This is a genomic window from Micromonospora sp. ATA51, assembly GCF_016802855.1.
In the GTDB taxonomy this organism is placed as follows: domain Bacteria; phylum Actinomycetota; class Actinomycetes; order Mycobacteriales; family Micromonosporaceae; genus Micromonospora; species Micromonospora sicca.
Window position 1 is genome coordinate 1 of the sequence record NZ_JAEVHJ010000205.1, and the last position, 11,975, is coordinate 11,975.

Annotated in this window: 11 protein-coding genes and 2 pseudogenes; 9 read left to right on the forward strand and 4 right to left on the reverse strand. The window is 71.7% G+C overall.

Annotated features, from left to right (window positions below):
• From JNW87_RS25780 to JNW87_RS25795, 4 genes are all read left to right on the forward strand, one after another.
• Positions 1-292, forward strand: a 292-nt coding sequence (locus JNW87_RS25780; RefSeq protein WP_238454571.1) for a LysE family transporter, incomplete at its 5' end; no start/stop codon positions are given.
• A gap of 152 nt (positions 293-444) precedes the next feature.
• The gene (locus tag JNW87_RS25785) at positions 445-1,071 is read left to right on the forward strand and encodes an acVLRF1 family peptidyl-tRNA hydrolase (RefSeq protein ID WP_309234047.1); all 627 of its coding nucleotides are present in this window, start codon (positions 445-447) and stop codon (positions 1,069-1,071) included.
• Positions 1,072-1,202: 131 nt separating this feature from the next.
• Positions 1,203-1,502 carry a muconolactone Delta-isomerase family protein gene (locus tag JNW87_RS25790; RefSeq protein ID WP_109805481.1) on the forward strand — a complete coding sequence of 100 codons (300 nt, stop codon included), beginning with the start codon at positions 1,203-1,205 and terminating at the stop codon, positions 1,500-1,502.
• A 134-nt stretch (positions 1,503-1,636) separates the two neighbouring features.
• The gene (locus tag JNW87_RS25795) at positions 1,637-2,002 is read left to right on the forward strand and encodes an SgcJ/EcaC family oxidoreductase (RefSeq protein ID WP_109805480.1); all 366 of its coding nucleotides are present in this window, start codon (positions 1,637-1,639) and stop codon (positions 2,000-2,002) included.
• A gap of 139 nt (positions 2,003-2,141) precedes the next feature.
• On the opposite strand, the gene JNW87_RS25800 is transcribed toward JNW87_RS25795, so the two are convergent.
• Complete coding sequence (locus tag JNW87_RS25800) at positions 2,142-3,056, reverse strand: neutral zinc metallopeptidase (protein ID WP_109805516.1); 915 nt, start codon at positions 3,054-3,056, stop codon at positions 2,142-2,144.
• A gap of 246 nt (positions 3,057-3,302) precedes the next feature.
• Here JNW87_RS25800 and JNW87_RS25805 point away from each other — a divergent pair, with 246 nt between their 5' ends.
• Positions 3,303-4,907: an ABC-F family ATP-binding cassette domain-containing protein gene (locus JNW87_RS25805; protein ID WP_109805479.1), complete on the forward strand. Its 1,605-nt coding sequence runs from the start codon at positions 3,303-3,305 to the stop codon at positions 4,905-4,907.
• An 85-nt stretch (positions 4,908-4,992) separates the two neighbouring features.
• On the opposite strand, the gene JNW87_RS25810 is transcribed toward JNW87_RS25805, so the two are convergent.
• The gene (locus JNW87_RS25810; RefSeq protein WP_238454572.1) at positions 4,993-5,568 is read right to left on the reverse strand and encodes a cadmium resistance transporter; all 576 of its coding nucleotides are present in this window, start codon (positions 5,566-5,568) and stop codon (positions 4,993-4,995) included.
• A 277-nt stretch (positions 5,569-5,845) separates the two neighbouring features.
• Here JNW87_RS25810 and JNW87_RS25815 point away from each other — a divergent pair, with 277 nt between their 5' ends.
• The 4 genes and pseudogenes from JNW87_RS25815 to JNW87_RS25830 all read left to right on the forward strand — a co-directional run bounded on the left by JNW87_RS25815 (position 5,846) and on the right by JNW87_RS25830 (position 10,610).
• On the forward strand, positions 5,846-6,073 hold the full coding sequence (locus JNW87_RS25815; RefSeq protein WP_109805478.1) for a helix-turn-helix domain-containing protein: 228 nt from the start codon (positions 5,846-5,848) through the stop codon (positions 6,071-6,073).
• Between the two features lie 46 nt (positions 6,074-6,119).
• Positions 6,120-6,886: pseudogene (locus JNW87_RS25820) on the forward strand (enoyl-CoA hydratase/isomerase family protein).
• A gap of 70 nt (positions 6,887-6,956) precedes the next feature.
• Positions 6,957-8,507 (forward strand): RNA-guided endonuclease TnpB family protein, encoded by a 1,551-nt coding sequence (locus JNW87_RS25825; protein WP_201749997.1) that lies wholly within the window; start codon positions 6,957-6,959, stop codon positions 8,505-8,507.
• Positions 8,508-8,630: 123 nt separating this feature from the next.
• Positions 8,631-10,610, forward strand: a complete 1,980-nt coding sequence (locus JNW87_RS25830; protein WP_109805475.1) for an ABC transporter ATP-binding protein — start codon at positions 8,631-8,633, stop codon at positions 10,608-10,610.
• 24 nt (positions 10,611-10,634) lie between these two features.
• On the opposite strand, the pseudogene mug reads toward JNW87_RS25830, so the two are convergent.
• Positions 10,635-11,209 (reverse strand): annotated as a pseudogene (gene mug / locus JNW87_RS25835) (G/U mismatch-specific DNA glycosylase).
• A 44-nt stretch (positions 11,210-11,253) separates the two neighbouring features.
• A partial coding sequence (locus JNW87_RS25840) for an SDR family oxidoreductase (protein ID WP_238454573.1) occupies positions 11,254-11,975 on the reverse strand: 722 nt, incomplete at its 5' end.

The window sequence follows — 11,975 nt, forward strand, 5'->3', positions numbered from 1 at the left end:
GGGTCGGGCCTTCGCCGGGGTGCTCGGGTTGACCCTGCTCAATCCGGCCACCGTGCTCTACTTCGCGGCGCTGGTGCTCGGCCGGCGGGACGCGGCCGACCCGGACGCCGCCGCCGCGGCGCTCTTCGTGGCGGGCGCGTTCCTCGCCTCGGCGAGCTGGCAACTGCTCGTCGCCGGCGGCGGCACGCTGGTCGGCCGGGCACTGGCCGGACCCCGGGGCCGGCTGGTCACCGGGCTGGTCTCCAGCGCGCTCATCGCCGCCCTGGCGGTGGCCACCCTGCTGCCGGCCTGACCGGGGGCCGGGCGCGCGGATCTGCTGCCCGGCCGATCCGGGGCCGGGAGCGAGTATCTGCTGGGCGGCTGACCGGGGGCCGGGAGCGCGGACGTGGCCGCCGTGCCGTAGGTTCGGGCGGTGACCAGCCGACCCGCAGCCGGGGGCGGCCGGTGGGTCGAGGTCGACCCGGCCCGCGTCGCCCGCTGGGTCGAGGGCTTCGCCGACCGGCACGGCCCGCCCACCACCACCGTCGAGGCGTACGGCCTGCTGCTGGCCGCCCCGGACGCGCGACGGCCGAGCTGCACACCCGCCCGGGCTCCGGCCGCCGCCGACGTACCCGGCTTCGTGGCCGCGGCCGCCGCGCGCGTCGGCTCGGCCTGCTGCTGGCCCGCAAGGGCGCGGCGGCGGTCGGCGTCGCCGTGGGAGAGGAGCTGGTGGTCTCCAAGGTGGACACCCGGTACGTGCAGGGGCGGACCGCCGCGGGCGGCTGGTCCCAGCAGCGCTTCGCCCGACGCCGGGACAACCAGGCGAAGGCGGCCCTGGCCGACGCGGTGGAGCTGGCCGTCCGCCTGCTGCTGCCGGAGGCGGCGATCCTGAGCGCCCTGGTCTGCGGCGGGGACCGTCGCGCGGTGGACATCGTCCTGGCCGAGCGGCGGCTCGCGCCGCTGGCCGCGCTGCGCGCCGAGCGGCTCCTCGACGTGCCGGAACCCCGGCACGCGGTGCTGGTCGGCGCGATCGCCGCCGCCCGTGCGGTGCGGATCCTGGTCCGCGACCCGGCACCCGACCGCGCCGGCTGACCTCAGCGGTTGGCGGCGGTACCCGCGGTGGCCGCACCCGCCGAGGAACCAGGGGCGGCAGTCGCGTCCCATAAGAGCAGTTTCCGCACAAAATATGCGGTGTTGTGCGCCCGGCGAAGGGAGTATGAGCAGTGGAGTTTCTTGTTGACATGGTCACCACGGTGCCGAACGGCACGTCAGACGATGAGGTCGCCGAGATGCGCAAGCGCGAGGCGGCGCGGTCGGCCGAGCTGGCGGCGCAGGGCAGTCTTCTGCGGCTGTGGCGGCCGCCGCTGGCGCCGGGCGAGTGGCGTACGTGGGGACTTTTCCGCGCGGACGATGCGGATCAGCTGGAAATGGTCCTCGCGTCGATGCCGCTGCGCGCGTGGCGGCACGACTCCGTCACGCCGTTGTCACCGCATCCGAACGACCCGGGTCAGCCGGCCCGGTAAACCGGACCGGGTCGCCCGACGGGATCCATGCCATGCCGGTGTCGAGACCGAGCGTGCCGACATGGCGCGTCACCCTTACCCGCCCTGCCGCCCGCTCTCATCCGCCCATCCGCCCAACAGCACGGGAGACCACCATGACCAGCACCGAGGCGCAGATTCTGCGTACCGTCCTCGACCAGTGGAGGTCCGCCGTCAACGCCCACGACCCCGATCGCGTCGCGTCGTACTTCACCGACGACGCGATCTTCCAAGGCCTGCACCCGTACACCGTCGGCCGCGACGGCGTCGCCGGGTATTACGCCGCCCAGCCGATCGGCCTGACCGCCGCGTACGACATCCGCGAGACCCGGCGCCTGGTCGACGACCTTGTCCTCGGCTACCTGAGTGTGGATTTCGCCTTCACCGACCGGCCGGTCCTGACCGTCCACCTCGGCGTGATCGTGCGCCGGATCGGCGAGGCCTGGTTCATCAGCCACTACCAGGTATCCCGGCTCGGATGACCACAAGCCCTCGATGACCAAGTCCTGCCCGGACGTCATGCATGTGGTGCCCGCACGGCGATCGTGATGCCACCACGGAGGGACCCCGGCGCTGGGTCGCCCGCCACGGCGCCGAGGTCCTGGTGCGGTGCGGTCGGCGTCAGAGGCTGCCGCCGAAGGTGTCGCAGGCCTTCGGGTCGCCGGTGGAGTAGCCCTTGGTGAACCACTGCTGGCGCTGCTCGGAGGTGCCGTGGGTGAACTCGTCCGGGTTCACCGGCCGGCCCGAGCGCTGCTGGATCGCGTCGTCGCCGATCTTCTCGGCGGTGTCGACCGCCTGCTGGATGTCCTGCTCGGTGACGCTCTTGAAGATCTTCTGCCCCTGCGCGTCGGAGGTGCCGGTGGCGTTCTTGGCCCAGGCGCCGGCATAGCAGTCGGCCTGGAGCTCCAGCTTCACCGACAGCGCGTTCGCGTTGTTCGGGTCGCGCTGCTGCTGGCGGCGCATCTGCGCCTCGGTGCCGAGCAGGTCCTGGACGTGGTGACCGTACTCGTGGGCCAGCACGTACGGCTGGGCGAACTCGCCTTCGGCGCCGAGTTGGTCGGCGAGGAGCTTATAGAAGGTGAGATCGATGTAGACGAGGTCGTCGGCCGGGCAGTAGAACGGACCGACGCCCGAGTCGGCCTGCCCGCAGCCGGTGTTGACGCCCTGGCTGAAGAAGACGGTCTTGGACGCCTGGTACTGCTCGCCGAAGACCTCCGGCAGGGCCTTGGTCCAGTACGCCTGGATCGAGTTGACGTACAGGGTGTTGCGGCAGTCGAGCTGCTCCAGCGCGTCCTGCGCCGAGCACTTCTGCTGCAGCGAGGTGTTGTCGCCCTGCTGCGACCCGCCGCCGTCGTTCATCGCGTTCAGCCCGAAGCCGCCACCGACCAGCGCGACGAGGACGGCGATGATGAGGCCGACGATGCCCCCGCGCCCGCCGCCGATCGGGATCGGAATGCCCATCCCGCCGCCTCCGCCGGACCCCCGCCGGTCGTCCACCTGGCTGGTGTCGATCCGCGCGTTCTCGTTCAGCTCCATGTTGACCCCGATCACCGATTGATCCGTTTGTGGTGGTTGCGGTACCGGACCGGGTCCGGACGGCATTTCGGTACCCGATGATCTTGCCCGGTAATCCGGACGGGGTGTCGCGGGCGGCCCGGTACACTTGGCGGGTGCTGCGCTGCGAAGGCTGAACGGCCCCGCGCCGACGGGAAATCGAACCCGCCGGCGCTTTCGCGTGCCCTGAGTCAGCCCTTCCGGAACCCCGAGAGCGAGTACCCCGAGATGATCACTGCCACCGGCCTGGAACTGCGCGCCGGTTCCCGGATCCTGCTGTCCGACACCACCCTGCGGGTGCAGCCGGGCGACCGGATCGGCCTGGTCGGCCGCAACGGCGCCGGCAAGACCACCACGCTCAAGGTGCTGGCGGGCGAGGGCCAGCCGTACGCCGGGCAGATCGACCGGCGCAGCGCGATCGGCTACCTGCCGCAGGACCCGCGGACCGGTGACCTTGAGGTGACCGGGCGGGACCGGGTGCTCTCCGCCCGGGGACTCGACGTGCTGATGGCCCAGATGCAGGAGATCGAGGCCAAGCTCGCCGACGGCGTCGACGAGAAGCTGGTCCGCCGGTACGGCGCGCTGGAGGACCAGTTCGCCTCCCTCGGCGGATACGCCGCCGAGGCCGAAGCGGCCCGGATCTGCGCCAACCTCGGCCTGCCGGACCGGGCACTCGCGCAGACCATCGGCACCCTGTCGGGCGGCCAGCGCCGCCGCATCGAGCTGGCCCGGATCCTGTTCCGCGACGCCGGCGAGAACGGTGGCGGCATCCTGCTCCTCGACGAGCCGACCAACCACCTCGACGCCGACTCGATCACCTGGCTGCGCGGCTTCCTGGCCAACCACAAGGGTGGCCTGATCGTGATCTCCCACGACGGCTCGCTGCTGGAGTCGGTGGTGAACAAGGTCTGGTTCCTCGACGCCACCCGCTCGGTGGTGGACGTCTACAACCTGGGCTGGAAGGCGTACCTGGCGGCGCGGGAGACCGACGAGCGGCGTCGCCGGCGGGAGCGGGCCAACGCCGAGAAGAAGGCCGGCGCGCTGATGGCCCAGGCCGACAAGATGCGGGCCAAGGCCACCAAGACGGTCGCCGCGCAGAACATGGCCCGCCGCGCCGAGAAGCTGATTTCGGGCCTGGAGGAGGTACGTCAGGCCGACAAGGTGGCCAAGGTGCGCTTCCCCACCCCGGCGCCGTGCGGGAAGACGCCGCTCACCGCGACCGGCCTGTCGAAGTCGTACGGCTCGCTGGAGATCTTCACCGACGTCAACGTGGCGGTGGACCGCGGTTCCCGGGTGGCCATCCTGGGCCTCAACGGCGCCGGCAAGACCACCCTGCTGCGGATGCTCGGCGGCCTGCTGGAGCCGGACACCGGCGAGGTGCACGCCGGGCACGGGCTGCGGCTGGGCTACTACGCCCAGGAGCACGAGACGCTGGACGTGGACCGGACGATCCTGGAGCACATGCGCAGCGCGGCCAGCGACCAGACCGACACGGACCTGCGCAAGATCCTCGGCGCGTTCCTCTTCTCCGGCGACGACGTCGACAAGCCCGCCGGGGTGCTCTCCGGCGGGGAGAAGACCCGGCTGGCGCTGGCCACCCTGGTCTGCTCCGGCGCCAACGTGCTGCTGCTCGACGAGCCGACGAACAACCTCGACCCGGTCAGCCGGGAGCAGGTGCTCGACGCGATCGCCCGCTACCCGGGCGCGATCGTGCTGGTCACCCACGACCCGGGCGCGGTCCTGGCGCTCAAGCCCGACCGGGCGATCCTGCTCCCCGACGGCGACGAGGACGCCTGGAGCGACGACCTCCTCGAACTGGTCGAGCTGGCCTGACCCACCCCACCCCCCGTTCCCGGTGCGTCGATCATGACGTTGTTGTCATCCGACACGGCTTGGGGTCACGACAACACCTTCATGATCAACCCTGGGGGTCAGGTGGCGAGGTCGGCGAGGCGGGGGAGGACGCCGGAGGCGACCAGGATCGCCGCGCCGATCGCGATGAAGACCGCGGGGACCAGCCAGTGGCCGGCGCGGCCCACCAGCCGGACCACCCGGGGATGGCCGCCCAGCAGGGCGCGGCCGCGCACCAGACGGCGACCAGGACGGCGAAGACCAGCAGCCACACCAGCCCGGTCGCCGGGTCCAGCGAGCGGAACACCGGCACGTAGACCGCGATGTTGTCGGCGCCGTTGGCGATGGTCACCCCGGCGACCCCGAGCAGGCTGCCGACCACGGCCGGCGGCCCGTCGTCGGCGGCGCGGGCGAGCAGCGCGCGGACCCCGAGGCCGATCGGCAGCAGGCCGAGCAGCCCGGTCCACGGGTCGGGTACGACGAGCAGCCCGGCCGCGACCACGACCGCCGCGCCGACCAGCGCGCCGATGCCCAGATACTGGCCGGCGACGATGTGCCAGGGCCGGGGTCGGCCGGCGCCGCGGGCGGCCACGAAGAGCACCGTGAGCACGACGATGTCGTCGACGTTGGTCGCGGCGAACACGAGGGCGGCGGCCGACGCGGCGGCGAGCAGGTCGTCACCCGAGGCAGCGTACGGCCCGACGGGCGGACCGGCGAAACATGATCCATCGACCGGGTGGCCCGACGGAGCCGGTCCGGCACCCGCCTGTCAGCCGGTCAGAAGGATCACTCTATCGGGAAGCTGACATCGCATAGCGTGTCGGTTGGCGAAGAGTTGATATCTGGCGCATGATCGTTCGAGACGGTCTAATAGGTGGGACCGTATCCGAACCGCACAGTCTGCGACGTGAGGAATCAGCATGGCCTCCACTGGCACAGCCACCAGCACTGAGAAGGGTCGCCGGATCATCGGGGCCGAGCGCCAGACGCTCGCCAAGGACCTGGTAAAGCGGTACACCTCTGGTGAGAGCATCCGTGCGCTGGCGGCCTCGACCGGCCGTTCCTACGGGTTCATCCACCGGGTGCTCACCGAGTCCGGGGTGCAGCTGCGGCAGCGCGGCGGCGCCCGGCGCCGCAAGAAGGCGTGACCCGCCCGCCAGCGTCGTCCATCACCGCCGTGCCCCGGGCTGTCCGGTGACCGCCGAGACGACCGGGGTGCGACTCGACTGCGACGGGCCGGTCGCGACGGTGACGTTGTGCCGGCCGACGTGCTCAACGCCCAGACCCCGGCGATGTGGCGCGCGATGAGCGACTTCTCCCGGGAGCTGCCCGGCGACGTCCGCGTCGTCGTCGTACGCGGCGAGGGGCGGTCCTTCTCCGCCGGTCTCGACCTGTCGGTGGCCGGCGCCACCGGCCCGGGGTCCTTCGCCGAGCTGTCCACCCTGCCCGAGCAGGAGTGCGCCGACCGGATCGCCGAGTTCCAGGGCGGTTTCACCTGGCTGCACCGCCCCGACGTGATCTCGGTGGCCGCCGTCCAGGGGCACGCCATCGGCGCGGGCTTCCAGCTCGCCCTCGCCTGCGACCTGCGGGTGCTCGCCGAGGACGCCAGGCTCTCCATGGCCGAGGTGACCCTCGGTCTCGTCCCCGACCTCGCCGGCACGAAGCGCCTGGTCGGGCTGGTCGGCTATGCCCGGGCGCTGGAGATCTGCGCCACCGGCCGCCGGATGGACGCCGCCGAGGCCGACCGGATCGGCCTGGCCAACCTCGTCGTGCCGACCGCCGAGCTGGATGGCGCGGTGCGGGACCTGACCGCCGGCCTGCTGGCCGGCAGCCGGGACGCGGTGGTCGAGATCAAGGCGCTGCTCACCGGCGCCAGTGGTCGTAGCCACGCCGAGCAGCAGCGCGCCGAGCGGGAGGCGCAGACCCGCCGCCTGCGTGATCTGGCGGGTCGGGGAGAATAGTCCGGACGGCGAGGCGTGACTAGTTGTCGATTTTCTCTGCATGTCTATCCATGGTTGCTTGTTGTGCATAGTGTCTACCGGATCGGGTGAGTTTGCCGGGCGGGGTGGCGTTGTCCCCGCGGCAGGAACTGGTGAAGGATCCGCTGGTGGCCGTGCGTGCCGAGGAACTCGAAAGAGCGGACCTAATCGAGGCTGGTCAGCGGTGAAGGTCACGCGCATCGCTTACTCGACGGGCATGAACGCGGGTAAGTACGCCGCCTTGGTGGAGCAGGCCCGTCGGTTGGGTCGGGTGCGTAGTGAGGTGTGGCAGCGTTACGGCTCGATCAACGGTGCCGGGGTGGGGTTGCGGGACCGGCAGGTGCGGGACCGGTGGCTGGCTGACGGCACGCACGTGCGGTTTGGTGTGTTGGCGAATGCGTGGAAGGAAACCGTCCGCGACGCGATGGCCGACATCGCAGCGAACCTGGAGGCGGCCAAGGTTGAGGTGCGTCGGGCGGTCCTGCGGCGCACGAGCGATCCGGTCGAGCGTGAGCGGATGTTCGACGCGTTGAAGGCCGACCGGTGGGCTGGCAATCGGTTCCTGGCTCGGCAGATGCGCAAGCACTGGAAGCGCGGGAAGAATCGCACGCACGATCAAATTGTGGTGCGCGCCGACAAGTACAAGACGACGGTTGATGGGCGGGGCCGGTTGTGGCTGGCGGTTCCCGGTCTCAAGCCCCGCAAGATGGTCAAGATCCCGCTGTCGACGACGGTCGCGCCGACGGGGACGCTGCGGCTGATTCTGCGCGGCGGTCGGGTCGAGGTGCACTATCAGATCGACGCGTCGCAGGTGCGGTCGTCGCAGCGGCCGTGCGGGCAGCGGATGGTCGGTGTGGACAAGGGCTACACCGAAGCCCTCACCGACTCCGACGGCCAGCCCCACGGTGTACAGCTCGGCGTACTGCTGACGAGCGAGTCGGACCGGTTGAAGGAACGCAACCGGCGTCGGGCGAAGCTGCGCTCGATCGCCAACACCGCGGCCCTGCGTGGTGACCAAGCGAAAGCCCACCGGATCAAGGTCAACAACCTCGGGACCGTGAAACGGGACCGGCAGGCTGCCCGGCACCGCGCCCGGGTGCGTACGGAGATCTTCACCGCCGTGCACCGGGTCGTGGACAAGGCCGCCACCGTGGTCGCCGAAGACCTCACCAAACGCTTCGCCGGACGCAAGAAGCTGGGTAAGAACATCAACCGACGTCTCGCCGCGTGGACCAAAGGAGTCACCGCCGAGGCTCTCAGAAGCGTGTCGGAGCGCAGAGGTTCTGCGCTCGTTCCCGTCAACTCCGCCTACACCTCACAAACCTGTCACCGCTGCGGCCGACTCGGCCGACGCAGCGGGGACCGGTTTCACTGCACCTGGTGCGGGGTGGTGTGGCAGGCCGACGTGAACGCCGCGATCAACATCCTGCACCGGGCAGGCGATCCCGACATCGCCCTGCACACCCCGCACCACAAGGTGAGGCAGATCCTGCAGGACAGGACCGATCGCCACCGGACCAGACTGTCGGTCCAGGACTCCAGCCCGGCCACCACCGGACGGAGAGCGAAACATCCGAACCGCTCGGCAATGAGCAAGAAGTAGGAAGCAGAATAGTAAGGACCGTCGGGGAAGATCTGGGTTACTCGCGAGGTTGTCGTAGTCGTCGGGAGAATTGACCCGAGGCCCAGGCTGCCCACGACCCGGAGGTGACGAGTGTCCAGTCCGATGAACGGCGGGGGCATGGCGGGCTGGAGCATGCTCCGGTCGATGCGCAGCCAGGATGAGGTGACCGCGCACCAGCTCAAGCGCGGCACCGCGAAGCGGATTGTCGCCTTCGCGCGGCCGTACCGGCGCGACATCCTGGTCTTCCTGGTCACCGTGGTGATCGCCGCGGTCATCGGGGTGGCGACCCCGGTGCTCGCCGGTGACGTGATCAACGCGATCAACCGCGGCGGCGCCGAGGCCGGCTCGGCGGTCGTCCGGCTCGCCGTCGTCATCGCCGTGCTGGCGGTGGCCGACGCGCTGTTCTCCCTGGCCCAGCGCTGGTACTCCGCGCGGATCGGCGAGGGCATCATCCTCGACCTGCGCACCCGGGTCTACGACCACGTGCAGCGCATGCCGTTGCAGTTCTTCACCCGGACCCAGACCGGCGCTCTGGTCAGCCGGCTCAACAACGACGTGCTGGGGGCCCAGCGGGCCTTCACCTCAACCCTGTCCGGCGTGGTCAGCAACGTCATCCAGCTGGTGCTCACCGCCGGCGTGATGTTCACCCTCTCCTGGCAGATCACCACGCTCTCGCTGATCCTGCTGCCGATCTTCATCATCCCGGCCCGCCGGGTCGGCAAGCGGCTCGCCGAGATCACCCGCGAGTCGTACAACCTCGACGCCAAGATGAACGCGACGATGACCGAGCGGTTCGGCGTGGCCGGGGCGCTGCTGGTCAAGCTCTTCGGCTCGCCCGAGCTGGAGGCGCGCCGCTTCGCGGGCCGCGCCGAGCGGGTGCGCGACATCGGCATCCAGTCCGCCATGTACTCGCGGACCTTCTTCGTCGCGATGCTGCTGGTGGCCTCCCTGGCCCAGGCGCTCACCTACGGCCTGGGCGGCTGGCTCGCGGTCACCGGCGGGGTAAGCGCCGGCACCGTGGTCACCCTCGCGCTACTGCTCACCCGCCTCTACGGGCCGCTGACCGCGCTCTCCAACGTCCGGGTCGACGTGATGAGCGCGCTGGTCTCCTTCGACCGGGTCTTCGAGGTGCTCGACCTGCGCCCCGGCATCGAGGAGAAGCCGGACGCCGTCCGGGTGCCCCGGGGTAACGGCCGGGTCGAGTTCCGCGACGTGCGGTTCCGCTACCCGAGCGCCGCCGAGGTGTCACTGGCCTCCCTCGAGGAGGTCGCCACCCTGGACCGGACCATCAACGAGCCGGTGCTCAAGGGCGTCTCGTTCACCGTGGAGCCCGGGCAGATGGTCGCCCTGGTCGGCCCCTCCGGCGCGGGCAAGTCGACGCTGTCCATGCTGATCTCCCGGATCTACGACGTGAGCGACGGCCAGGTGCTGGTCGGCGGCGTCGACGTCCGGGACGCCACCCTCGCCTCGCTGCGCGACGAGATCGGCGTGGTCACCCAGGACTCGCACCTGTTCCACGAGACCATCGCGGAGAACCTCCGCTACGCCAAGCCGGACGCCACCGACGACGAGATCTGGGCCGCGCTCGCCGGCGCGCAGGTCGCCGACCTGGTCCGGTCCCTGCCGGACGGGCTGGAGACCACGGTCGGAGAGCGGGGCTACCGCTTCTCCGGCGGCGAGAAGCAGCGCATCGCCATCGCCCGGCTGCTGCTGAAGGCGCCGTCGATCGTGATCCTCGACGAGGCCACCGCACACCTGGACTCGGAGAGCGAGGCGGCCGTGCAGCGGGCGCTGTCGGTGGCGCTGACCGGCCGTACCGCGCTGGTGATCGCGCACCGGCTCTCCACCGTCCGGGACGCCGACCAGATCCTCGTCCTCGACGAGGGGCGGATCGTGGAGCGGGGCCGGCACGACGAACTGGTCGCCGTCGGCGGCCTCTACGCCGAGTTGTACCGGACCCAGTTCGCGGTCGCCGACTCGCCCACCCCGTACGTCGACGCCACCGGCGCGGAGCCGGTGATCACCATGCCGATGGTCACGTACGTGGCCGACGAGGCGATGCCGCCCGCCGCGGCGAACTGACCCGGCGGCGACGGACACCGGAGATCAGCCGGCCGCCGCCGCGCGCAGCTCGGCGAACGCGGCGCCGAGCGTTTCCGGGGTGAAGTGCGCGTTCAGGCCGCTCGGGTTGGGCAGCACCCAGAGCCGGGCCGCGCCGAGCAGTTCGGGCTGCGGGCCGAACGTCGCCTTCGGCCGGGCGAACCCGATCCGGTACGCGGTCACCCCGACCACCGCCACCCACCGCGGCCGGTACCGCTCGACCTTCCCGGTCAGGATGTCCGCACCGGTCAGCAGCTCCTCGGCGGTCAGCTCGTCGCCCGGGCGGTGGCCCGGGCCACCAGGTTGGTGATGCCGAGCCCCCAGCCCAGCAGCTCGTCCTGCTCGCTGGGGTGCAGTTGGCGCGGGGTGAACCCGCCCCGGTGCAGCGCCGGCCAGAACCGGTTGCCCGGCCGGGCGAAGTGCCAGCCGGTGGCCGCCGACCAGAGCCCCGGGTTGATCCCGACGAAGAGCACGTCCAACCCGGGCGCGATCAGATCCGGCAGGAGCTTGTCGGCCGCCGCCGCCAGCTCCTCCCGGCTCGGTCGGGGATGGCGGCGGCCCACCGGGTCGGGGGAGGGCACACCGGCCTGCCGGCGGCCGGCCCGAGCCGGTCGTTCGCTGCCCGTCACAGGCCGCGCAGCGCGCCGCCGTCGACCGGCACGGTGACCCCGGTGACGTAGCTCGCGGCGGGGGAGAGCAGGAACGCGGCGACCCGGCCGAACTCCGCCGGCTCGCCGATCCGGCGCAGCGGGATGCCCGCCTCCGCCTCGGCGCGGGCTCGCTCGGCGTCTCCGGTGGCGGCCAGCAGTTCCCGGTTCCGGTCCGTCATGATCCGGCCCGGCAGCAGCCCGACCACGCGTACGCCGCGCGGACCGTACTCGTCGGCGATGTCCTTGGCCACCCCGGCCAGGCCGGGGCGCAGCCCGTTGGAGATGCCCAGACCGGGCACCGGCGAGCGGGCCGAGGTGGAGAGCACCAGTCCGATGGCGCCGCCGTCGGTGAGCGCGGCGGCGACCGTCCGGGCGGCGCGGACGCTGCCCAGGAAGACCGTCTCGAAGGACTCCCGCCACTGCTCGTCGGTCACCTGGGCGGCGGTGCCCCGGGGTGGCCCGCCCACCGAGACGAGCGCCCCGTCGAGGCGGCCGAACTGTTCCCGGGCGGCGGCGACCAGGCGCCCCGGCGTCTCCGGGGCGCTCAGGTCGGCGGTCAGCCCGATCGCCCGCTCCGGGCCGCCGAGCGCCTCGACCGCGCCGTCCTGGACTGCGCGCGCGACGGGGACGCCGTCGCATCCGCCGTGGTGGACAGCCTGGCGGTGGAGGTCGGCACACTCGCCTGCACCGCCCGCCG

What these genes read in the sequence shown, in the direction of transcription:
- JNW87_RS25795 (WP_109805480.1), top strand. Translation starts at nt 1,637, where the DNA reads ATGACCAGCACCGAGGCGCAGATTCTGCGTACCGTCCTCGACCAGTGG.
- JNW87_RS25800 (WP_109805516.1), bottom strand. Translation starts at nt 3,056, where the DNA reads ATGGAGCTGAACGAGAACGCGCGGATCGACACCAGCCAGGTGGACGAC.
- JNW87_RS25805 (WP_109805479.1), top strand. Translation starts at nt 3,303, where the DNA reads ATGATCACTGCCACCGGCCTGGAACTGCGCGCCGGTTCCCGGATCCTG.
- JNW87_RS25815 (WP_109805478.1), top strand. Translation starts at nt 5,846, where the DNA reads ATGGCCTCCACTGGCACAGCCACCAGCACTGAGAAGGGTCGCCGGATC.
- JNW87_RS25830 (WP_109805475.1), top strand. Translation starts at nt 8,631, where the DNA reads ATGAACGGCGGGGGCATGGCGGGCTGGAGCATGCTCCGGTCGATGCGC.